Origin of the sequence: Streptococcus downii (assembly GCF_004353325.1) — a bacterium.
Lineage (GTDB): Bacteria > Bacillota > Bacilli > Lactobacillales > Streptococcaceae > Streptococcus > Streptococcus downii.
Genome location: NZ_MZNX01000005.1, coordinates 25,318 through 48,323, shown reverse-complemented (window position 1 = coordinate 48,323; position 23,006 = coordinate 25,318). Strand labels below are relative to the sequence as shown.

Sequence of the window (23,006 nt, the reverse complement as noted above, 5' to 3'; positions counted from 1 at the left end):
TGTGGTATAATGAAGAGATAAGATAAAGGGGTAACTATGGCTAAATTGATTCCAGGAAAGTTGCGCATGGAGGGTGTTTCCCTCTATGAGACAGGCAAAATTGAGATTATCAAGGAGAAAGGAAACCGCCTCTATACACGTGTAGCTGGAGAAGACTTGCGCTACAGTTTAGAGGATGATCTTGTTTTTTGTGCTTGTGATTTTTTCCAAAAAAGAGGTTACTGTGTTCACCTCGCAGCGCTCGAGCATTATCTGAAAAATGATGAAGAAGGTCAGGTGATTTTACAAACCTTAGAAAAAGGACATGAAGAGCAAGAAGAAGTTGAAACCAAGGTTAGTTTTGGTGGAAGTTTTTTGGAGCGCCTTCGACCTCAAAAACGAGAAGAGACTTACACTTTGTCGGCTCTAGGCCAGGTGGAAGCTGGAACCAATCGGTTCCTTTGGACTCTTCGAATCGGTTTGCTTGAGAGTAAAAAATATTATGTCATCCGTGATATTCCACTCTTTTTGAAGGTCTTGGCCCAACGTAAATCTTACATGATTGGGAAACACTATGAAAATGACTTGTCTTTGGAAGCTTTTGACGAATCGAGTCAAGAAGTTCTTACTTTTTTACGGGGCATGATTGAGGAGGGGCTCAGTCAGGAACTCTTTTTCCCAAATCAAGGTCGTCACCTCTTTTTTCCTCTGACCTTTTTTGAGCAGGGGGTGGGGTTATTGATGAACTTGGAAGATTTTCATTTTGACCACCAGCTTGATAGTTATGAGAAACTCCTCTTTCACGATTTAGATCCTGATGCAGGACTTTTCTCTTTTTCAGTGAAGGAGTATCCCGATTATTTTGAAATGGAGATTTCTGAAAGTGAGCGAGTTAACGTATTCTATGGGGGAGCGGTTCTCTTTCGTAAGGGGAATCTTTATCTCTTAAACCCTAAACAAATCAGCCTCCTAAAGGAAATCAAGGAGCTTCCTCAGGAGGAGAGATGGAGAAAATGCCTCCAGTTTGACAACAGTGATCGTGACCGTCTGGCCGCCTGTCTGCCTTTGTTTGGACAGCTGGGTATAGTTTCTGCTCCTGAGCGCTTGCAAATCAGACCCTTTTCACCAATCTTTTACTTTGATAGGGAGGATGACGGCCGCATCCGCTTGGATATCCAGTTTGACTATGGAGATGTTAAGGTGACTAGTCGTCAACAGCTGGAACAATTACCATTTTCAAGCGATGCCGTCTTGGAAAATCAGCTATTTCAAATCTGTTTAGGGGCTGGGTTTGAGGCTGACTTTCAGTCTTGGAGACAGGCTTTGAAGCCAGAGGCGGTTTATTTTTTCTTTCACCATACGATTCCAGCTTTTGAGAAATTGGGTCAGGTTTTCTTGTCTGATGAGATGAATCAGCTCTACAGCGTCCAAGCTCCTCAGGTTCAGATTGAGTCCAAGGGAGGACTGTTGGAAATTCAATTTGATTTCCAAGGGATTGCCCAAGAAGAGATTGATCAAGCTCTTAAAGCCCTGACCAGCAATCAGGATTTCTATATCAGTTTCTCTGACCAAGTGTACTTTTTTGATGAGGAAACCAAGCAGATTCGTCAAAATTTGCAGGAACTGGGGGTTGAGCTAAAAGATGGTTCTTTCCAAGCTCGAAAATCTCTGGCTTATAGCCTTTCTCAGCTTTTTGAAGGTCGAGACAGGATTTCCTTCTCGGAAGAATTTCAGCATTTAGCTCATGATTTGACCCATCCAGAGGATTTTCCTTTGGGAGATATACGGGTTCAGGCGAGTTTGAGAGACTATCAGGAAAGGGGTGTCCGTTGGCTCCAGATGCTTCATCACTATGGTTTTGGTGGCATTCTGGCAGATGATATGGGGCTAGGGAAGACATTGCAAACCATCGCTTTTTTGACCAGTCAGGTGACAGAAGATAGTCGGGTCTTGATCTTGGCGCCGTCAGGTTTGATCTACAATTGGGCAGATGAATTCAAAAGATTTGCGCCGCAGTTGGATTTGACTGTAGTTCATGGTTTGAAAGCGAATCGAGAAGTGATTCTTTCCGAAAATCATCAAATCTATGTGACCAGCTATGCGAGCTTTCGTCAAGATAGTGACCTCTATCAAGAGATGTCCTTTGATTTTCTCTTTTTAGATGAGGCCCAAGTCATGAAAAATGCTCAAACCAAGATTGCTCAGAGTTTGCGCCAGTTTGTGGTGCCAGCAGTTTTTGCATTGTCAGGTACGCCCATCGAAAACCATTTAGGAGAGTTGTGGTCTATCTTTCAAATTGTACTTCCGGGGCTCTTGCCAAGTAAAAAGGAGTTTATGAAATTACCAGCTGAGCGCGTAGCGCAGTTTATCAAACCCTTCGTCATGAGGCGTAAGAAAGAAGAAGTTCTTACAGAACTGCCTGATCTGATCGAAGTCGTCTATAAAAATGAACTGGAAGACCAGCAGAAGGCCATCTATCTAGCCCAGTTGCAACAGATGCGAGACCGCCTAGCGCAAGTGACAGATCAAGAATTCCAGAGAAGTCGGGTAGAAATCTTATCTGGCCTCATGCGTTTGCGTCAAATCTGCGATACGCCAACCCTCTTCATGGACGATTATCAAGGAGCTAGTGGTAAACTCGATAGTCTCCGAGATTTATTGCTACAAGTGGCTGATGGTGGGCATCGGGTCTTGATTTTCTCCCAGTTCAAAGGAATGTTGGAAAAAATCGAGCAAGAACTCCCAGACTTGGGCTTGACCTCCTTCAAAATCACAGGTTCAACTCCTGCTCATGATAGACAGGAGATGACCAAGGCCTTTAACCAAGGGGAGAGAGATGCCTTTCTCATCTCCCTTAAGGCGGGTGGTGTTGGTCTCAATCTAACGGGAGCTGATACGGTTATTTTGGTTGACCTCTGGTGGAATCCGGCTGTCGAAGCCCAGGCTATCGGGCGCGCTCACCGAATGGGGCAGGAGCAGATGGTCGAGGTCTATCGTTTGATTACCAAGGGAACCATTGAAGAAAAGATCCAAGAACTTCAAGAACAAAAGAAACATTTGGTTTCCCAAGTTTTAGATGGTACGGAGTCGCGTGCGAGTCTCAGTCTGGCAGAAATTCGTGAAATTTTGGGAATTTCTGAAGCCGGCACTTGAAAAATCAAGACAATACGCTATAATGAAGTGTTGAAAGGAAATACAAAATGAAACAAGATCGATTTCCATTGGTGTCAGATGATGAGATCATGCTGACCGAAATGCCAGTCATGGACTTGTACGATGAGTCAGACTTTATTAGCAATATTAAAGGTGATTACCGCGATAAGAACTATTTGGAATGGTCTCCTATCAATGAGGAAGAAACCGTGGTTTCTCCAGTGGTTAGCAAAAAGCCAGAATCAGCTCCAGAACCTAAAAAAGTTGAAAAAACGTATGCTGAATTGGCTCGAGAAGAGGCGCGTGCGGATCTGAAAAAGAAACGTTCAGCCAAGTATTTGACTCAGGATGTTAGTCATACCAGACGACACAATGGTTCAACACTTGTTCGTCAAGGAAATCAACCAACAGCACCATTTCAAAAGGAAAATCCAGGTGAGCTTGCCAAGTTTAGCAAAAACTTGATCCAGTCTCACTATATTCTAGCTGAAGAGGTTGGCCAAGTGGCGACTCCAACTCCGAAAACTCAAACGGGAAAAGCTAAAAAGAACAACTATGATTTCCTAAAGAAGAGTCAAATCTATAATAAAAAGAATAAGCAAACAGAACAGGAACGTCAGGTTGCCCAAGAGTTGAATCTGACAAGAATTACTGAGTAGGGGAGAAAAGCATGTCAAAAACATATCATTTTATTGGAATCAAGGGATCAGGGATGAGTGCCTTGGCTTTGATGTTGCACCAAATGGGGCATAAGGTTCAAGGTTCAGACGTTGAAAAATATTACTTTACTCAACGTGGACTAGAGCAGGCAGGGATTGCGATTCTTCCTTTTGATGAAAAGAACCTACAAGGTGATGTGGAGATTATCGCTGGAAATGCCTTCCGTCCAGATAACAACGTTGAAATCGCCTATGCAGACCAAAATGGCATTAGCTACAAACGTTATCATGAATTCCTCGGTAGCTTTATGCGCGACTTTGTCAGCATGGGAGTGGCAGGAGCTCATGGAAAAACTTCAACAACAGGTATGTTGTCACATGTCTTGTCTCACATCACAGACACCAGCTTCTTGATTGGTGACGGGACAGGTCGTGGTTCAGCCAATGCCAAATATTTTGTCTTTGAATCAGACGAATATGAGCGACATTTCATGCCTTACCACCCAGAATATTCTATCATCACCAACATTGACTTTGACCATCCAGACTACTTCACAAGTCTAGAGGATGTTTTCAATGCCTTTAACGACTATGCCAAACAAATTACCAAAGGTTTGTTTGTATACGGTGAGGATGCTGAGTTGCGTAAGATCACAGCCAGTGCTCCAATCTATTACTATGGTTTTGAAGCTGATGGCAATGACTTTGTAGCTAGTGATCTCCTTCGCTCAACAACGGGTTCGACCTTTACAGTTCACTTCCGTGGTCAAGAATTGGGACAATTCCACATTCCAACCTTTGGTCGTCACAATATCATGAATGCAACAGCTGTTATTGGATTGCTTTACACAGCAGGATTTGATTTGAACTTAGTGCGTGAACACTTGAAAACATTTGCCGGTGTTAAGCGTCGTTTCACTGAGAAAATCGTTAATGATACGGTAATCATCGATGACTTTGCCCACCATCCAACAGAAATTATTGCGACCTTGGATGCTGCTCGTCAGAAATACCCAAGCAAGGAAATCGTGGCAATCTTCCAACCCCATACCTTTACTAGAACCATTGCCTTGTTAGATGATTTTGCACAAGCCTTGAATCAGGCAGATGCCGTTTACCTAGCTCAAATCTATGGATCAGCCCGTGAGGTGGACCATGGTGACGTTAAGGTAGAAGACCTAGCAAGCAAGATCACGAAGAAAAACCAAGTCATCACAGTCGAAAATGTATCTCCACTCCTTGACCATGACAATGCTGTTTACGTCTTTATGGGAGCAGGAGATATCCAAACCTATGAGTACTCATTTGAACGTCTCTTGTCAAACTTGACAAGCAACGTCCAATAAGGAAAACAGATGGAAATTCCAATCACTATAAGGCAAGCCACCTTATCAGATTTAGAAGAAATGTTGGCGATTGAAGAAGCCAATCCTTCGTTAGAAGAGGCACTTAGCCGCCAATCCTTAGAAGAGAGTATCCGCAAGATTGCGGGTACCTTTCTTGTAGCTGGGGATGAAAATCAGCTCGTGGGCTATGTTTTGGGAGAAGAACAGTCTATTCATCCCAAATGGATAGAAATAAAATCATTGACCATTCATCCTGACTATTGGGGACAAGGACTGGGAACTCTTCTTCTTGCAGCCTTGAAACAGGTGACTGTCGAGCTAGATTACCAAGGTATTCTTTTGCAAAGTCCTGATGAGTTACTATCATATTTTGAAATGAATGGCTTTGTTGAGGAAGAAGTGACAGGGAGTCATTATGGCAGTGGTTCTGAATGGTATCTGACTTGGGCTAATCCTTTTTATCAGGAGGAAATATGAAAATCAGACAAGCAAGATTTTCGGATTTAGATCGTATTTTAGAGATAGAGCTGGAGAATTTCTCCCTTGAAGAAGCCATTCCTCGTTCGGTCTTTGAGGCCCATTTGCGGGAAATTCAGACCAGCTTTCTCGTCGCTGAAAAAGAGGGACGTATCCTTGGCTACATTGAAGGTCCGGTCGTCCCACATCGTCATCTACAAGATCAGTCCTTTACAGAAGAAATAAAAGACTATAGCCATAAACCTGGAGGTTATATTTCTGTGACCTGTCTCTCCATAGCTAAGGAAGCGCAAGCTTTGGGAGTGGGGAAAAAACTGTTAAGTGCTCTGAAGGAAGTCGCTTTAGAACATGAACGAGAAGGCATTAACCTGACCTGTCATGATTACCTTATCTCCTATTACGAAAAACATGGATTTGTTAATGAAGGAATATCCCAGTCCACCTATGCAGGTGAGACTTGGTATAACATGGTTTGGAAGCCTTGAAAACAAGAAATATAGTTGGAGAAAGGTATATTTTGTTGCTTTTCTGCGACTTTTAAGATATAATGTTATGGATTGCCAACAAGGAGGTAAAGCTTTTGAGCGAGAAATCAAGAGAAGAAGAAACATTAAGCTTTAAAGAACAGATTTTACGCGATTTAGAGAGAGTCAGAGAGAGAGAAAGAAGAGGAAAAGAGGATGAAAGTCCAACTACCCCACCAACTCCATCTTCTCAAGTAACTCCACCTGCCCCTTCTGAACAAGAATCAAATCTTGCCACAGAAGATTTAATGGTAGACTCTCTGTCAACTGTCGATGAAATCCTTAAAAATGCCCCAAGTGTGCCACCACGCCCAAGTTTTGAATCAAGCGAAGTGACAGCACCAGCACCAGAACCAGAAGAGTCAAAACTAGAAGAGCCTGCACCAGCCAAGATTGATGCTGTAGAGCCTAAAAAGGAAGAGAAAGAGTTTAATACTACTCCAACTAAAGTGGCTGTTTCCTATAAAATGGATGACAATAAAGAAGAATCAGTCCCTCCTGTTGTGGAGAATGTAGTCCCTGCTCCAGTTGAGAAAGTTGATAACCTAACAGATTCTCCAAGTCGTAGTCGCCGTGAAGGAGTAAAACCAGCTAAGAAAAAGAAGAAATCAAAAGCCAAAGGTTGCTTGCTAACTTTCCTAGTTCTCCTAGTGCTCGTAGGTATTGGTGGATTCTTTGGTTATGGATACGTTCAAGAATCCTTAAAACCAGTTGATGCGAGCTCTAAGGACTACGTAACGGTTCAAATCCCAGAAGGTTCAAATGTTCAAGAAATTGGGAGCACTTTGGAAAAATCTGGTTTGGTAAAACATGGACTTATCTTTAGTTTATATGCTAAATATAAGAGTGCAGACTTAAAATCAGGTTATTACAACTTGAAGAAGAGCATGAGTACAGATGAATTGATCCAAGAATTGCAGAAAGGTGGAACTCCTGAACCACAAGAACCAGCTCTTGCAAGCTTGACAATTCCAGAAGGATATACTTTGGAGCAAATTGCTCAAACGGTAGGTCAACTTCAAGGTGACTTTAAAGAGCCGCTTACAGCGGATGCCTTCTTAGCAAAAGCTCAAGATGAGACCTTTATCTCACAATTAGTAGCCAAGTATCCAAACCTTCTTGGAAGTCTCCCAACAAAAGACAGTGGCGTTCGTTATCGCCTAGAAGGTTACCTTTTCCCAGCAACTTATACCATCAAAGAAAGCACTACAGTTGAAAGTTTGATTGATGAGATGTTAGCTGCTATGGATAAGGCTATGTCACCATATTACGCTACGATCAAAGAAAAGAACCTGACAGTCAATGAATTGCTCAGTATCGCTTCTCTTGTTGAAAAAGAAGGTGCTAAGACAGAAGACCGCAAGAAAATCGCAGGTGTCTTCTATAACCGCTTGAATGTCGGTATGCCACTTCAAAGTAATATCGCTATCCTGTATGCTCAAGGCAAGCTTGGTCAAAAGATTAGCCTAGCGGATGATGCTGGAATTGATACAACGATTGATTCACCTTACAATGTTTATACACACCTTGGCCTCATGCCTGGACCGGTAGACAGTCCAAGTCTGGATGCCATCGAAGCAAGTGTAAATCAGACAAAGAGTGACTACTTATACTTTGTAGCCAATGTCGAAGATGGTAAAGTGTACTTTGCAACGACCAAAGAAGAACATGATCAAAACGTTGCAGAACATATCAATAGCAAACTAACCCAATCAAGTAGTTCAAACTAAATTATGTGGTTTTCCACATAATTTTGTTTTAAAAACAAATTAAGAAAAGAAAGTTGAGAAAAATGGCAGAAAAAACTTACCCAATGACCCTTGAAGAAAAGGAAAAACTAGAAAAAGAATTAGAGGAGTTGAAACTCGTTCGTCGTCCTGAAGTGGTAGAACGTATCAAAATTGCTCGTTCATATGGAGACCTTTCAGAGAACAGCGAGTACGAAGCAGCTAAGGATGAGCAAGCTTTTGTTGAAGGACAAATTTCAAGTCTAGAAACAAAAATCCGCTATGCTGAAATCGTTAATAGCGATGCAGTTGCCCAAGATGAAGTGGCTATCGGTAAGACTGTAACGATCCAAGAAATCGGGGAAGATGACGAAGAGGTCTATATCATCGTCGGTTCTGCAGGTGCAGATGCTTTTGCTGGTAAGATTTCAAATGAGAGCCCGATTGGACAAGCCTTGATCGGCAAGAAGACTGGTGATACAGCGACCATCGAGACACCAGTTGGTAGCTATGATGTCAAAATCTTAAAGGTTGAAAAAACAGCCTAAATAGAATGAAAAAGGAGTAGTAGAGGCTTTGACTTGCTCAACTCCTTTTTGGTTTTTTGAATAAAATAGGAGACTATATGAGTGAAAATAAGAAAAAAAATAAGATGGAACGTGGTCTAACCAATCGCCACGTTCAAGTGATGGCCATTGCAGGGACAATCGGAACAGGACTTTTCCTAGGTGCTGGTCGTTCTATCAGCCTTACTGGACCTTCTATCATCCTGATTTACATGATTACAGGAGCCTTTATGTTTTTGATGATGAGGGCTGTTGGGGAGATGCTATATCAGGATCCAGAACAACATACCTTTATCAACTTTATCACACGACATTTGGGAAAGGGTTGGGGGTATTTCTCAGTTTGGTCTTATTGGTTGTCTGTCGTCTTTATCGGTATGGCAGAAATCACTGCGATCTCGCATTATGTTCAGTTCTGGTTTCCTAGCTGGCCTAGTTGGCTGATTCAGATTGTCTTTTTAACGATTTTGGCCTTGGTCAATCTGATTGCGGTTAAGCTCTTTGGAGAAGTCGAGTTTTGGTTTGCTATGGTTAAGATTGTGGCTATTTTAGCTATGATTGCAACAGGAGCCTTTATGGTTTTAACTGGATTTGAGACGCCGCATGGAGCTGCAAGTTTGGCAAACATCAGCGACCAGTTCTCCCTTTTTCCAAATGGAGTCATGAACTTTGTCATGGCCTTTCAAATGGTATTTTTTGCCTATCTGATGATTGAGTTTATCGGAGTGACAACTTCTGAAACGAAAAATCCTCGTCAGGTTTTGCCAAAAGCAGTTAAGGAAATTCCTCTCCGAATTGTCTTTTTCTATGGTGGAGCTCTATTAGCCATTATGTCTATCATTCCCTGGAGAGAACTTGCTTCTTCAGATTCACCATTTGTAACGGTTTTTGAGCTGGCAGGTATCAAGTGGGCGGCGGCTCTGATTAACTTTGTCGTTTTGACGTCGGCAGCATCTGCTCTTAATTCAACCCTCTACTCAACAGGTCGGCATTTGTACCAGATTGCTCATGACTCGCCCAATCGATTCTTAAAAGCGATCAAGGCAGATACTCTCTCTCGCCATAATGTTCCACAAAATGCTATTATTGCTTCAGCAATCTTAATTGCTCTGGCTGCCTTTATCAATGTTTTGCCAGGTGTTTCCGATGCTTTTGCTTTGATTACGGCGTCTTCATCAGGTGTTTACATCGCGATTTATATCTTGATTATGGTTGCCCATCTCAAATATCGCAAGTCACAAGACTTCATGGCTGATGGCTACCTCATGCCTCAGTATCGCTTGCTTAATCCCCTAACCATTCTCTTTTTTATCTTTGTTTTTGTGACTCTCTTTTTGCAAGAGTCCACTTTCATGGGGGCAGTTGGTTCTGCCATCTGGATCCTTGTTTTTGGGATTTATAGTCAGTGGAAATTTAGAAAATAAATCATGAACTCATCAACTCTGTTTGATGAGTTTTTTCTAGTTTGACAGTCTATTGAAATAAGATTATAATCAAGCTGTAGCAGTTTATTAGGAGGTTTGAATGCACTTTAGATTGGAAAATAAAGCGTCCCAGAAAGCGCAAGAAATAGGGGATTTGATTCGTGCTTATAATCGCTCCAAAAGAGAAGAGGCTGAAAGCGAGCCACTGAACCTTTATGTTGAAGATGAAAAGGGTAATCTCTTGGCAGGCTTAGTAGCAGAGACTTTCGGAAATTGGTTGGAAATCGAGTATTTGTTTGTGAAAGAGGAATTGCGAGAACAGGGAATCGGTTCAAAACTATTGCAGCAAGCCGAAAGGGAAGCTAAGAATCGAAACTGTCGTTTTGCTTTTGTCAATACTTACCAGTTTCAAGCGCCAGATTTTTACCAAAGGCATGGCTACAAGGAGGTCTTTACCTTGCAAGACTATCCCTACACAGGACAAAGATACTATTACCAAAAGGATTTGTAAGATAAATATGAAGGTATAAAGCAAAGAGGAAATCCTCACATCACTATGGAGGTGGGCTAATGGATATCATACTAGATATGGGCAACGTCTTATTAGAATGGAACAAGGATAAGATTTTGCAAGGTGTTTCGGATACGAAGAAAGATTATCTGATTTTAGATAAGACCATTTTTCAGTCGGGGCTTTGGGAAAGATTAGATCTTGGTACCATGACGAGACAAGAATTAGTGCTTAAAGTTGTGTCCATGATTGGAAGTACCTATCAAAAGAAGATTGAAGAAGTTATCTGGAACTGGCCTAGCTACATTGACATTTATACGGAAGTCTTACCTGTTTTGTCAGAACTAAAGAAAAAGGGGCATCGTATTTTTGTCTTGTCCAATACCTCAAAGGTATTTTATGACTTGCTGGATGAGCAATTATCTCCCTTAAAGGAGCTTTTGGATGGTTTTGTCCTATCCTGTGATATAAAAGTTATAAAACCTGATTTGGCAATGTTTAAGGAGATTCTCGATAAATACCAGCTAAATCCTACAAATTGTGTCTTTCTAGACGATATTGAGGACAATACAATCGCAGCTAAGAAATTGGGCATCAGGGCCTATCAGATCAAGAAAAGAAGTGATGTCGTCGATATTTTGAAATCCTATATTTAAAGGTAACACTCTCTATTTTTTACGATAGAGAGTTTTTTGTTAATAAAACATTATAAAATGACATTTATATATTGCATTAAGTTAGATATATGGTATAATGTTTTTAAAAGAAGCGCAACTTTTTAAAAATGTGAAGGAGGATGCTAGTGGCTAAAAATTTAAAATTAAAATTAGCTCGGGTGGAGCTTGACTTGACACAAGGGGATTTGGCAGAGGCTGTGGGTGTTACTAGGCAGACTATAGGTCTGATTGAAGCTGGGAAATACAATCCCAGTCTCTCCCTTTGCCAGTCCATTTGCAGATGCTTAGGCAAAACTTTAGATCAATTATTTTGGGAGGAAGAAGATGAAAAATAGAAATAAACTTGTAATTAAAGATGAACGTACGGAAAAATTGGATGGAAAGATTTCAGGAGAAATTCTCTTGGGAATGTGCCTATTTTTGGCACTGGAAATTTTTACCAAAGTTTATATTTTCAATTTAACGCTTTTGTCCTATTTACCAGAATTACTTTTATTGATTGGAGTCGGTTTGTATGCCATTATTCGCCGCATGTATGTTGGAATTGATATTCGAGATATTGTTGAGAATACTGGAAAAGAAAGAGTTTTATCTGCTTTGGGATTTTCTATAGTGGTTTTATTGATTGATATCGTAGGCAATCGCGAGGAACTGGTTAGTCTATTGACTTGGAAGTACTCCCTAAAAGTAGTTCTAGCAGTTATCATCTATCTCGTTGGGAGTTATTCTATGGATAGAGTTATCCTATACTTGAATCGCAGAAATCAGCAAGTTTGGGAGGAAGAAGATGAAAAATAGATTTTTTTATTATCAATTATTAGACGAAAGAGAAGAACAACTGATTAACAAAGCTGGGACAGAGTCTTTCCATGTGTTTATCGGGCTCACTCTGCTAAGTTATTTGGTGGCAGTATTAGCACCTGCCCTTTTTAATCCTAATATTCTTCTGGTTAGTCTTCTTTTAGGAATTTTCTTCTTTTTCAATCGTGCACGACAACTTGGAGTGACCTACTATAGTCGTTTTCATTTTACGATTGTAGGGTGTTTGCTGGTGACTCTCGCTATTACGACTCTCTTGATGTTGGAGAATTATCAATTCAATATTGAAATTTATCAGCACAATCCTTTGAACGTTAAATACTTATCTGCTTGGGTCATTACTTATTTGATTTACCTTCCTTGGGTTTTTATCGGCAATCTCGGCCTTAAAAGTTATGGCGAATGGGCTCAAAAAAAGTTTGAGCAAGATATGGATGAGCTTGAAGAAGTATAAAAGCTTTGTTACTCTTTTCTCAATCCCGACAAAATGTGTTATAATAGTACTAATTTATCGGATGGTGTGAAAGTGGTAGAATACGTTCATACCTTTGTAAAAAAGGAAGAAGGAAAACAGATGTATCCAGATGATAGTTTGACATTGCACACGGACTTGTACCAGATTAACATGATGCAAGTTTACTTTGACCAAGGGATTCACAATAAAAAGGCGGTCTTTGAAGTTTATTTCCGCCAGCAACCTTTTCAGAACGGCTATGCAGTTTTCGCTGGTTTGGAAAGAATTGTACATTATCTTAAAGACTTGCGCTTTTCAGATAGTGATATCGACTACTTAGAGTCGCTAGGCTATCATGGGGCGTTCTTAGACTACCTCCGCAATCTCAAGTTGGAGTTGACGGTTCGTTCTGCCCAGGAAGGGGACTTGGTTTTTGCCAATGAACCGATTGTTCAAGTTGAAGGTCCCCTAGCCCAATGCCAGCTGGTCGAAACGGCTCTCTTAAACATCGTTAACTTTCAAACCTTGATAGCGACCAAGGCAGCACGTATTCGTTCGGTTATCGAAGATGAACCCTTGATGGAGTTCGGGACACGTCGTGCGCAAGAAATGGATGCAGCTATCTGGGGAACACGCGCAGCCGTGATTGGTGGCGCCAACGGAACTAGCAATGTGCGTGCAGGGAAACTCTTTGGAATTCCCGTTTTAGGAACCCACGCCCATGCCTTGGTACAGGTTTATGGAAACGACTACGAAGCCTTCAAGGCCTATGCGTCAACCCATCGTGACTGTGTCTTTTTAGTAGATACTTATGATACGCTTCGCATCGGTATGCCAGCTGCTATTCAGGTAGCGCGTGAGCTGGGAGATAAGATTAACTTTAAGGGTGTTCGTATCGACTCTGGGGATATCGCCTACATTTCCAAGAAAGTCCGTCAGCAACTGGACGAGGCTGGCTTTACAGAGGCTAAGATCTATGCTTCTAATGACCTTGATGAAAATACCATTCTCAACCTCAAGATGCAAAAAGCCAAGATTGATGTCTGGGGTGTGGGAACCAAGCTGATTACAGCCTATGATCAGCCAGCTCTTGGGGCAGTTTATAAAATTGTAGCTATCGAAGATGAGAATGGTCAGATGCGCAATACTATCAAATTGTCTAATAATGCTGAAAAAGTGTCTACGCCAGGTAAGAAACAGGTGTGGCGCATTACCAGTCGTGAAAAAGGCAAGTCAGAAGGCGACTACATCACTTATGATGGTGTTGATGTTTCCAATATGACTGAAATCAAAATGTTCCATCCGACCTATACCTACATCAAAAAGACCGTTCGTAATTTTGATGCCGTTCCTCTCTTAGTGGATATTTTCAAAGCAGGAACATTAGTTTATAGCTTGCCTAGTTTGACTGAGATTCAGGATTATGCCCGTAAGGAATTTGACAAGCTTTGGGATGAGTATAAACGGGTACTCAATCCGCAACATTATCCAGTGGACTTGGCGCGTGATATTTGGCAAGACAAGATGGACTTGATTGATAAGATGCGCAAAGAAGCCCTTGGTGAAGGAGAAGAAGAATGAGTTTGCAAGAGACCATTATCCAGCAACTGGGCGTCAAACCAGTGATTGATGCTCAGGAAGAAATTCGTCGTTCAATTGACTTCTTAAAGAGATACTTGAAAAAACACCCCTTCCTTAAAACCTTTGTACTAGGGATTTCTGGAGGACAAGACTCAACCTTGGCAGGGCGCTTGGCACAATTAGCGATGGAAGAAATGCGAGCAGAGACAGGGGATGGTAGCTACAAATTTATCGCTGTCCGCCTGCCATATGGAGTGCAGGCTGATGAAGCAGATGCTCAAAAAGCCCTCGCTTTCATCCAGCCGGATGTCAGCTTGGTTGTGAATATCAAGGAATCAGCTGATGCTATGACAGTAGCAGTTGAAGCGACAGGAAGCTCTGTTTCAGACTTTAATAAGGGAAATATCAAGGCTCGTAGTCGCATGATTGCTCAATATGCGCTTGCAGGGGCACATAGTGGTGCGGTTATTGGAACAGACCATGCTGCGGAAAATATCACAGGTTTCTTTACCAAGTTTGGTGACGGTGGTGCGGATATTCTCCCTCTTTACCGCCTCAATAAACGTCAAGGAAAACAACTCTTGAAGGAGCTTGGTGCAGACCCAGCCCTTTATGAAAAAATCCCAACAGCAGACCTAGAAGAAGAAAAACCAGGGATAGCTGATGAAGTAGCCTTGGGAGTCACTTATGAAGAGATTGACGACTACCTAGAAGGCAAAACAATCAGCCCAGAAGCTCAAGCGATTATTGAAAACTGGTGGCATAAAGGACAACACAAACGCCACCTACCAATCACCGTATTTGATGACTTCTGGGAGTAAAAAGGTCCGGGGGACCTTTTTACCCCGAGTCTAGAAACAGGAGAACGAGGCAGATTCGGTAACTCGAAGAGTTCGATTTTCCTTGTCTCACCCCCGCAACGATGACTAGGTTTGAAAAAGCTTGGTAAAGCGCATTTCAAACCAGACAGCGACTGCGTCAAGAGATTAAATAAAACACTTGTTTCCTAGCTGTTACTGAGTTTAGTCTTTTTACCCGAGCCTAGAAATGAGAAAGCGAAGAAGGTCCAGTGGACTTTTTTAGCTCCTTGCCTTAAGCTGAGAAAGCGAGGTAACATTATGAAAGCAATCGGTAAGCAAATATTACAGACAGACCGTTTGATTTTGAGAAGATTTGTGGAGAGTGATGCGGAAGCCATGTTTCAAAATTGGGCTTCGTCTGCTGAGAATCTGACCTATGTCAGCTGGGATCCCCATCCTGATGTCGAGGTGACTCGAAACTCGATTCGAAATTGGGTTGCCTCCTATACCAATCCCAACTATTACAAATGGGCCATTTGTCTAAAGGAAAACCCAGAGCAAGTGATTGGAGATATCAGCATCGTTGCAATGGATGAGAATGATTCTTGTTGTGAAATTGGCTATGTGCTAGGCAAGGCATATTGGGGCTGTGGTATGATGACGGAGACCTTGAAAGCTGTGTTAGACTTTTGTTTTACTCAAGCAGGCTTTCAAAAAGTCAGAGCTCGTTACGCCAGTCTCAACCCAGCTTCAGGCCGTGTGATGGAAAAAGCGGGAATGTCTTATCTAAAAACCATTACCAATGGTGTGGAAAGAAAAGACTACGTTGCGGACCTTATTTATTATCAGATTAAAAAGGACTAAGAAATGACCTGAGCTTCAAAATTTAACTTTTGAAGCTCAGGTCATTTTTTTCTGCTCTTTTATTTTAACTCATAAAGCCAGTCGTCACCGTCTTTGTAGTAAAAGAATTCACTTAAATCGTCTTCTAAAAAAACACGCAGCATGTCTGACATATCCTCAGTTGCAAGTTTTAGATGAGACAGATTTTCAAATTCTTCCCACCAAACAGTACCTTCGTCTGAAGATTGGAGTTCACCAGTAAAGTGTTCTGTTTTGTAAAAGAGGACGACATAGCGGTAATCCTCGTCATCGTACCAGTCTTTGATACCACAAAGTTGAGGTTTGGATATGGTTAGTCCAGTTTCTTCCTTGACTTCTCTGATAACTGCATCGGTAAAAGATTCCCCACGCTCTACATGACCACCAGGAAAAGTGATGCCGGGCCAGTCGGGACTAACTCGATTTTGAACTAGAACTTTGTTTCCGTTTTTAATCATGCACATGTTGACAAATTCAACTAATTCTCGTCTGTTCATATTGTTTTTCCTATTTTGTTAGTAACTTTTCCACGACGTTTAACTTTCGCATGGTCAAATCCACGCCAAAAAGTTTTTCAAGATAGTTGGTATTGAGCTTTTTTCGTTTTGCAGTTCTAGGGAGATAGAGGTAGAGACAGTGATCGCCTACACAAATTTCTTCCTCACCGTAGTCAGCTTTCAATTTTTCTAATGGCAGACTTTGGATAAATCCTTGATAAAGGATCACATGCACACGATCATGAAGATAGTCTTCTCTAAATGAGTTCTCTTGAACAATCTTTTCAAAATCGTCCTTATTCTTGATAACCATTTTTAAGTCAGCTCCAATTTTTTCCTTTATTAGAGTATGAATGCGTTCTCGTATTTCTTCTAAATCTAAGTCACTTTCAAGAATGATATTCCCACTTTGAATATAGGTTCGAACGTGTTGAAAACCAGCTTCTGTCAAAATATTTACCAAATAAGACATTTTTGGGATAGCATTTTTTCCATTAGGAGTAACGCCTCTTAGTAAAATAATATGTTCCAAAGGACTTCCTTTCTTATTTGGTATTTATTGGATTGGAGCCTGCCACCCAGCCGGTACAGAGGGCAGAAGTGATGTTAAACCCACCCGTGTGGGCATTGATATCCAGTACCTCGCCAGCAAAGTGGAGGCCGGGAACGAGTTTGCTTTCCAGAGTTTTAGGATTGATTTCTTTGAGACTGACGCCACCTTTAGTAACAAAGGACTTGGCAAGGGACATTTTTCCAACCACAGGGATTTTGAGTGCTTTGATGGACTGGAGAAGTTGTTCCCGTTCCTTTTCAGTCAGCTGTTTGACTTTGTCAGGATAGCCTTGCACAAGAAATTCTGCCAAGCGTTCTGGAAGCAAAGTTTTTAAAGCATTTTTCAAGAATTTTTCACGGTTTTCTTCTAAAAATGTCATCAAATCGCTATCAGAAAGTTGAGGCAAGACATCTAGCGAGAGAACCTCCCCGCCCTTGACAAAACTAGACATGCGTAGGGCAGCAGGGCCAGATAAACCAAAGTGGGTAAAGAGCAGATCATGAGTGATGACATGCTTGCCATAACTTAAGGCCACATCGTCCAGCGAAATCCCCTGAAGCGCTTTGTGAGGAAAATCTGTCAACAATGGACTTTCAGCGGCTTCAAGCTCGGTAATGGTATGTTTAAAATGACGGGCAATCTCATGACCAAAACCAGTCGAGCCTGTAGAAGGATAGGATTTACCACCAGTTGTGACAATCAGTTTATCACAAGTGAAGGTTTGATCTGCAGATTTTAGGACAAACTGGTTATCCACTTTTTTAACTGAAACAACCTCCGTTTGAGTGGTAATTTGCCCACCAAGTTCAGTGATTTTTTTCTCCAAAGCTTCAATAATGGTTCGAGACTTGTCGCTAGCAGGAAAGACGCGGCCATGGTCCTCAACCTTGAGTTTAACACCATTTTCCGTAAAAAAGTTGATGATATCATGGTTATCAAACTGGGAGAAGACACTGTATAGAAAGCGCCCATTTCCAGGGATGCCAGCCAATAGGTCATCTAAAGTTCCATTGTTGGTCACATTGCAGCGACCACCGCCTGTTCCAGCTAATTTTTTACCAAGTTTCCGATTTTTTTCGATGAGAAGAGTTTTCTGACCATAAAAGCTACTGGAAATTGTCGCCATCATGCCAGCAGGTCCACCACCGATGACAATAGTATCAAAATGTTTCATAGCTCTATTGTACCACAAAAAACAAGAGATGCTTGGCATCTCTTGTTGCTCATAATTTTAGTTAATTTCATATCCCATTAACAAACCGCCATCTTCTGCATAAAAACTGCAGAGACCAGATGTTGGGAGGATTTTGATATTGGCTTGAGGGAATGTTTCCAGCAAGCGTTCTGACAATTGCTGACAGAATTTTTCATTACTGCGATGAGCCATGACGATACGACCACCAGCATAGCCAGCCTTGATGAGTTCTTCATAGGCTGCTTGAAGGGACTTTTTAGCACCACGAGCCTTTTGAAGAAGCTCTAGGGTTCCAGTTTCACTTGCTTCCCCAACCATACGGATGTTGAGAAGGCCAACGACCGTACCGATAAGCTTACTTAAACGACCATTTTTCACCAAGTTATCAACCTTAGCAAGAACAAAGAGCAACTTCGTTTTTTCTTGGTAGGCTGTAATAGCTTCAACAACTTCCTCATGAGAAAGTCCTTGGTCAATCAAGTCATTGATTTTTTCGACAATCAAGTCAACCTCCCCACCTGCAGATAAACTATCAATCACATGAATCTGAGTGTCAGGGTGTTCTTCGAGGTAGATGTTTTTAGCGAGCTGTGCACTGTTATGGCTACCAGAAAGAGTACCAGTGATGGTAACGACAAAGATATGCTTAGCACCTTCAAATGCACGCAAGTAATCATCAGGGCTAGGGCAAGCTGATTTTGAAGCCTCAGAAGTCGCATACATGGTTTCCATCATGTGGTCAATGTTAAGATTGGCATCATCGATAAAGACCTGATCAGCTACTTGAATGGTTAAAGGAACACTGATAAATTCAGTATCAATAGCGGGAGTTACCAATTGACGATAATCACAACCCGAGTCAGCCACAATCTTCCAAGTCATAGAAATTCTCCATCTTTGTCACTTATACATTGACAAAGGTTCTGTCTTTTTTTACAATTATATCATGAAAGCCCTTGAAACAAAAGTACCACCTCTCTGTTGTCACAAGTAGAAAGAAATTGTTATGTCTGAACGTAAAATATCTGAAAAATCTCTTGAAAATCTCAGAAAATCAAATCAAGAATCCAATTTTTTAACCAGAGAAGCAATCGAGACGGCTCTTTTGCAACTTCTAGAGAAAAAAGACTTGGCTAAGATCAGTATTTCAGAGTTGGTCAAACGGGCGGGCGTCTCTCGTGCTGCCTTCTATCGTAACTATGACTCCAAAGAAGAGATTTTGGAAAGCGTCTTTAAACGCAGTGTTCATAATATCATGGAACAGTTGAGCCACTACGATGTCAAAACAGACCTTTATCTGGTCTGGGTTCACCTTTTCCGCGCAGCAAAGAAAGAAGCCAAGATTATCCAACTTGCTCTGGACTACCATTTGGAAAAGATTTTTGTCCAAGCCATGCAGGAATTTCTAGAAAAATACCACGGAAAGTCAAAAGGCGTTAGCAGCTACCTTCATTCGTTTTGGAGCTCTGCCATCGTATCGGTTCTGCTTAAATGGATCAAGGATGGCATGAAGGTTCCAGCTGAAAAGATTGCAGATTTACGCTTGCCATTTTTCAAAAAATAGAGGAAAAGGAGAAGAGTCATGACAGAAAAAAGACTGGCTTGGGATGAGTACTTTGCAGCCCAGGCTTTACTGATTGCCAATCGTTCGACCTGTAAACGTGCTAAAGTGGGAGCTGTCCTAGTTAAGGACAATAAGGTCATTTCAACAGGCTACAATGGTTCCGTATCAGGAACGGAGCACTGTATTGATCACGACTGTTTAGTCATTGAAGGTCATTGTGTCCGAACACTTCACGCCGAGGTCAATGCCATCTTGCAAGGAGCTGAACGAGGGGTTCCCAGAGGTTTTACAGCCTATGTGACCCATTTCCCTTGTCTGAACTGCACCAAACAACTGCTACAAGTTGGTTGCAAACGTGTAGTCTATATCAACCAGTACCGAATGGATGACTATGCCCAGTACCTTTATCATGAAAAAGGCACCGAGTTGACTCATTTACCATTAGAGACTGTTCAGACAGCTCTTCAAGAGGCAGATTTGATTTAGAAATTAATTAAAATAAATGGTTTAGACAGCTTTTTAAACCGTTTTTTGATATAATAAGAAGAATAAATTGAAAGAAGGAACTCAGAAAATGGGAAAAATTGAAGTCATTAATCATCCACTCATTCAACATAAATTATCAATCTTGCGTCGTACAGACACTTCTACAAAAGCCTTTCGCGAATTAGTAGATGAGATTGCAATGTTGATGGGGTATGAAGTACTTCGTGATCTTCCACTTGAAGACGTGGAAATCGAAACACCTATCACAAAGACCGTTCAAAAACAATTGGCTGGTAAAAAATTGGCGATTGTCCCAATCTTGCGTGCAGGTATCGGGATGGTAGATGGCCTCTTGAGCTTGGTTCCAGCAGCCAAAGTTGGTCACATCGGTATGTACCGTGATGAAGAAACCCTTCAACCAGTTGAATACTTGGTGAAATTGCCTGAGGATATTGACCAACGTCAAATCTTTGTCGTCGATCCAATGCTTGCAACAGGTGGATCAGCTATCTTGGCTGTTGACTCGCTTAAAAAACGTGGCGCATCAAATATCAAGTTTGTCTGCCTAGTAGCTGCTCCAGAAGGAGTGAAAGCTCTTCAAGCAGCTCACCCAGATGTCGAAATCTTTACAGCAGCTCTGGACGAACACTTGAATGAACATGGCTATATTGTTCCAGGTCTCGGAGATGCTGGAGACCGCTTGTTCGGTACGAAATAAGACTCAGATAGAGTCTTAAAGATGAAATTGGAGGATGTTTCTAATTTCGCGAGGAGGTTGAATTTTTGATTCTGTCGATAGTATAGAGCAAAAATTTGACCTTTTTTGACCAAAAAGATATAATAGTTCTGTATTGAGTCGCATGACTAAGAAAATTCAACATAAAAGGAGAAATGAATGATTCCTGTAGTTATTGAACAAACAAGCCGTGGAGAACGTTCCTATGACATTTACTCTCGCCTTCTGAAAGACCGCATCATCATGCTAACTGGGCCAGTCGAAGACAATATGGCCAACTCCGTTATCGCCCAGTTGCTCTTCTTGGATGCCCAAGACAGCACAAAAGATATTTACCTTTATGTCAATACACCTGGAGGATCTGTTTCAGCTGGTTTGGCAATCGTTGATACCATGAACTTTATCAAGGCTGATGTCCAAACCATCGTTATGGGGATGGCTGCATCCATGGGGACTGTTATTGCATCAAGTGGAGCAAAAGGCAAACGCTTCATGCTTCCAAATGCAGAGTACATGATTCACCAACCAATGGGTGGTACAGGTGGTGGTACCCAACAAACAGATATGGCAATCGCTGCAGAACACTTGCTCAAAACTCGTAAGACTTTGGAGCAAATCCTTGCAGATAACTCTGGTAAATCAGTTGAGCAAATTCATGCAGATGCGGAACGTGATTACTGGATGAGTGCCCAAGAAACGCTCGAATATGGCTTCATTGATGAAATCATGGCTAACAATTCTTTGAGCTAAGCAACCTAGAAAGCAAACTCGACGGAGTTTGCTTTTTTTGGTATAATAGGGGAAGATTTCTTAGAAAGAGGATTCACCATGTTTGAAAAGGTCAATCGTTCAGGATTAATCATCTATCTTTACTATAATCGAGATGCAAAAAAACTTCAGGAATACGGTGACATCTGTTACCATTCTAAGAAGCATCGTTACTTGCAGCTCTATGTTCCAACTGAGGAGCTAGATGACTTAGTTGAGAGATTAGGTAAGGAAAGATTTATCAAAAAAATAAGACCTTGCCACATTCAAGAGTTAGAAACTCCCTTTGTTGGCAATCTCTATCGCACTGAGGAAAACGTTATCATTTAAAAAAATGAGATAAATGTGTTGACAATTTTCTGATAATTCGGTATATTCTTAACATACTATTTTTGAAACAACTATAAGGAGATTAAAAATGAAGAAAAAATTTGCTCTATCTTTTGTGGCTCTTGCTAGCGTAGCTCTTCTCGCTGCCTGTGGAGAGGTCAAGTCAGGAGCGTCAAATACAACTGGTAACCCAGTAGACGAAAAGACTATCAAAATCGGTTTTAACTTTGAAGAAACAGGTGCTGTAGCTGCCTATGGTACTTCTGAACAAAAAGGTGCTCAACTTGCTGTTGATGAAATCAATGCTGCAGGTGGTATTGATGGAAAACAAATCGAAGTTGTGGATAAAGATAACAAATCTGAAACTGCTGAGGCTGCCTCTGTTACAACTAACCTTGTAACTCAATCAAAAGTTGCAGCTATCGTAGGACCTGCGACATCTGGTGCAACTGCTGCAGCTGTAGCTAACGCTACTCAAGCAGGAGTTCCATTGATTTCACCAAGTGCGACTCAAGATGGATTGACCAAAGGTCAAGAATATCTATTTATCGGAACTTTCCAAGATAGCTTCCAAGGGAAGATTATTTCAAACTATGTGACAAACAAATTGAATGCTAAGAAGGTTGTTCTTTATACGGACAATGCAAGTGACTATGCTAAAGGTATTGCTAAATCTTTCCGTGAAGCCTACAAAGGTGAAATTGTTGCAGACGAAACGTTTGTAGCAGGTGATACAGACTTCCAAGCAGCCCTTACTAAAATGAAAGGGAAAGAGTTTGACGCTATCGTTGTTCCAGGTTACTACACAGAAGCAGGTAAAATCGTAAACCAAGCACGTGGTATGGGAATTGATAAACCAATCGTTGGTGGTGACGGCTTTAACGGTGAAGAATTTGTTCAACAAGCAACTGCTGAAAGAGCATCAAACATTTACTTCATCTCAGGATTCTCAACTACAGTTGATGTTTCTGCAAAAGCTAAATCTTTCCTTGAAGCCTACCGTGCTAAATACAACGAAGAACCTTCAACATTCTCAGCTTTGGCTTATGACTCAGTTTACCTAGTAGCTAATGCTGCAAAAGGTGCTAAAAACTCAGGTGAAATCAAGGACAACCTTGCTAAAACCAAAGACTTTGATGGTGTGACTGGTCAAACGAGCTTTGATGCAGATCACAACACAGTGAAAACTGCTTACATGATGACCATGAATAATGGTAAAGTGGAAGCAGCAGAAGTTGTAAAACCATAACATTAGAATAGTAGCTGAAATAGGGAATGAGCCTTTGACTCACTCCCTG

The 23,006-nt window shown here is 41.4% G+C and carries 26 protein-coding genes; 22 read left to right on the top strand and 4 right to left on the bottom strand.

The window, feature by feature from the left end; translation table 11 throughout:
• The first annotated feature begins 36 nt into the window (after positions 1-36).
• The 16 genes from E2R31_RS01765 (at position 37) to E2R31_RS01690 (ending at position 15,561) form a co-directional block, all read left to right on the top strand.
• Complete coding sequence (locus E2R31_RS01765) at positions 37-3,132, top strand: pilus expression-regulating Snf2 family helicase (protein ID WP_132972532.1); 3,096 nt, start codon at positions 37-39, stop codon at positions 3,130-3,132.
• 47 nt (positions 3,133-3,179) lie between these two features.
• A complete protein-coding gene (gene zapJ / locus E2R31_RS01760; protein WP_125395640.1) occupies positions 3,180-3,791 on the top strand; it encodes a divisome accessory protein ZapJ in 612 nt (203 codons plus the stop codon).
• An 11-nt stretch (positions 3,792-3,802) separates the two neighbouring features.
• On the top strand, positions 3,803-5,137 hold the full coding sequence (gene murC, locus E2R31_RS01755) for a UDP-N-acetylmuramate--L-alanine ligase (protein ID WP_132972530.1): 1,335 nt from the start codon (positions 3,803-3,805) through the stop codon (positions 5,135-5,137).
• 9 nt (positions 5,138-5,146) lie between these two features.
• Positions 5,147-5,614, top strand: coding sequence for a GNAT family N-acetyltransferase (locus tag E2R31_RS01750; RefSeq protein WP_084946869.1), 468 nt, complete (start codon positions 5,147-5,149; stop codon positions 5,612-5,614).
• A complete protein-coding gene (locus tag E2R31_RS01745; RefSeq protein WP_000702427.1) occupies positions 5,611-6,099 on the top strand; it encodes a GNAT family N-acetyltransferase in 489 nt (162 codons plus the stop codon). Before E2R31_RS01750 ends, E2R31_RS01745 begins: the two co-directional genes overlap by 4 nt.
• Positions 6,100-6,161: 62 nt before the next feature.
• Positions 6,162-7,868: an endolytic transglycosylase MltG gene (gene mltG / locus E2R31_RS01740; protein ID WP_084946870.1), complete on the top strand. Its 1,707-nt coding sequence runs from the start codon at positions 6,162-6,164 to the stop codon at positions 7,866-7,868.
• Between the two features lie 62 nt (positions 7,869-7,930).
• Positions 7,931-8,413, top strand: a complete 483-nt coding sequence (greA, locus tag E2R31_RS01735) for a transcription elongation factor GreA (protein ID WP_084946873.1) — start codon at positions 7,931-7,933, stop codon at positions 8,411-8,413.
• A 77-nt stretch (positions 8,414-8,490) separates the two neighbouring features.
• Positions 8,491-9,855 (top strand): amino acid permease, encoded by a 1,365-nt coding sequence (locus E2R31_RS01730; RefSeq protein WP_165941774.1) that lies wholly within the window; start codon positions 8,491-8,493, stop codon positions 9,853-9,855.
• 100 nt (positions 9,856-9,955) lie between these two features.
• The gene (locus E2R31_RS01725; RefSeq protein ID WP_132972529.1) at positions 9,956-10,366 is read left to right on the top strand and encodes a GNAT family N-acetyltransferase; all 411 of its coding nucleotides are present in this window, start codon (positions 9,956-9,958) and stop codon (positions 10,364-10,366) included.
• Positions 10,367-10,425: 59 nt separating this feature from the next.
• Complete coding sequence (locus E2R31_RS01720) at positions 10,426-11,022, top strand: HAD family hydrolase (RefSeq protein ID WP_132972527.1); 597 nt, start codon at positions 10,426-10,428, stop codon at positions 11,020-11,022.
• 146 nt (positions 11,023-11,168) lie between these two features.
• Positions 11,169-11,378: a helix-turn-helix transcriptional regulator gene (locus E2R31_RS01715; protein WP_001107495.1), complete on the top strand. Its 210-nt coding sequence runs from the start codon at positions 11,169-11,171 to the stop codon at positions 11,376-11,378.
• Entirely contained in the window at positions 11,368-11,841 is a 474-nt protein-coding gene (locus tag E2R31_RS01710; protein WP_132972525.1) for a DUF6773 family protein, read from the top strand. Before E2R31_RS01715 ends, E2R31_RS01710 begins: the two co-directional genes overlap by 11 nt.
• A complete protein-coding gene (locus E2R31_RS01705; protein WP_132972523.1) occupies positions 11,831-12,316 on the top strand; it encodes a DUF6773 family protein in 486 nt (161 codons plus the stop codon). Before E2R31_RS01710 ends, E2R31_RS01705 begins: the two co-directional genes overlap by 11 nt.
• A 120-nt stretch (positions 12,317-12,436) precedes the next feature.
• Entirely contained in the window at positions 12,437-13,897 is a 1,461-nt protein-coding gene (locus tag E2R31_RS01700) for a nicotinate phosphoribosyltransferase (RefSeq protein WP_132972543.1), read from the top strand.
• Entirely contained in the window at positions 13,894-14,718 is an 825-nt protein-coding gene (gene nadE / locus E2R31_RS01695) for an ammonia-dependent NAD(+) synthetase (protein WP_132972521.1), read from the top strand. Before E2R31_RS01700 ends, nadE begins: the two co-directional genes overlap by 4 nt.
• A gap of 297 nt (positions 14,719-15,015) precedes the next feature.
• Positions 15,016-15,561: a GNAT family N-acetyltransferase gene (locus tag E2R31_RS01690; protein ID WP_132972519.1), complete on the top strand. Its 546-nt coding sequence runs from the start codon at positions 15,016-15,018 to the stop codon at positions 15,559-15,561.
• Between the two features lie 59 nt (positions 15,562-15,620).
• On the opposite strand, the gene E2R31_RS01685 is transcribed toward E2R31_RS01690, so the two are convergent.
• Genes E2R31_RS01685 through E2R31_RS01670 form a run of 4 tightly spaced genes read right to left on the bottom strand, consistent with a single transcriptional unit; the run spans position 15,621 to position 18,706 of the window.
• Positions 15,621-16,076, bottom strand: coding sequence for an 8-oxo-dGTP diphosphatase (locus E2R31_RS01685; RefSeq protein ID WP_084946887.1), 456 nt, complete (start codon positions 16,074-16,076; stop codon positions 15,621-15,623).
• 10 nt (positions 16,077-16,086) lie between these two features.
• Positions 16,087-16,608 (bottom strand): DUF1697 domain-containing protein, encoded by a 522-nt coding sequence (locus E2R31_RS01680; RefSeq protein ID WP_132972517.1) that lies wholly within the window; start codon positions 16,606-16,608, stop codon positions 16,087-16,089.
• Positions 16,609-16,621: 13 nt separating this feature from the next.
• Positions 16,622-17,803 (bottom strand): aminoacetone oxidase, encoded by a 1,182-nt coding sequence (gene aao, locus E2R31_RS01675; protein WP_132972515.1) that lies wholly within the window; start codon positions 17,801-17,803, stop codon positions 16,622-16,624.
• Positions 17,804-17,860: 57 nt separating this feature from the next.
• Entirely contained in the window at positions 17,861-18,706 is an 846-nt protein-coding gene (locus E2R31_RS01670) for a DegV family protein (protein WP_084975664.1), read from the bottom strand.
• Between the two features lie 124 nt (positions 18,707-18,830).
• Between E2R31_RS01670 and E2R31_RS01665 the strand changes: the two genes are divergently transcribed.
• The 6 genes from E2R31_RS01665 to E2R31_RS01635 all read left to right on the top strand — a co-directional run bounded on the left by E2R31_RS01665 (position 18,831) and on the right by E2R31_RS01635 (position 22,957).
• Entirely contained in the window at positions 18,831-19,388 is a 558-nt protein-coding gene (locus E2R31_RS01665) for a TetR/AcrR family transcriptional regulator (protein WP_007517560.1), read from the top strand.
• A gap of 18 nt (positions 19,389-19,406) precedes the next feature.
• Positions 19,407-19,874, top strand: a complete 468-nt coding sequence (locus tag E2R31_RS01660; protein WP_070656980.1) for a deoxycytidylate deaminase — start codon at positions 19,407-19,409, stop codon at positions 19,872-19,874.
• Between the two features lie 88 nt (positions 19,875-19,962).
• Entirely contained in the window at positions 19,963-20,592 is a 630-nt protein-coding gene (upp, locus tag E2R31_RS01655; RefSeq protein ID WP_025169005.1) for a uracil phosphoribosyltransferase, read from the top strand.
• Positions 20,593-20,769: 177 nt separating this feature from the next.
• On the top strand, positions 20,770-21,360 hold the full coding sequence (gene clpP / locus E2R31_RS01650) for an ATP-dependent Clp protease proteolytic subunit ClpP (RefSeq protein WP_000613467.1): 591 nt from the start codon (positions 20,770-20,772) through the stop codon (positions 21,358-21,360).
• A gap of 78 nt (positions 21,361-21,438) precedes the next feature.
• The gene (locus tag E2R31_RS01640; protein WP_132972511.1) at positions 21,439-21,708 is read left to right on the top strand and encodes a YlbG family protein; all 270 of its coding nucleotides are present in this window, start codon (positions 21,439-21,441) and stop codon (positions 21,706-21,708) included.
• An 88-nt stretch (positions 21,709-21,796) separates the two neighbouring features.
• Complete coding sequence (locus E2R31_RS01635) at positions 21,797-22,957, top strand: ABC transporter substrate-binding protein (protein ID WP_000726136.1); 1,161 nt, start codon at positions 21,797-21,799, stop codon at positions 22,955-22,957.
• The last annotated feature ends 49 nt before the right edge of the window (positions 22,958-23,006 follow it).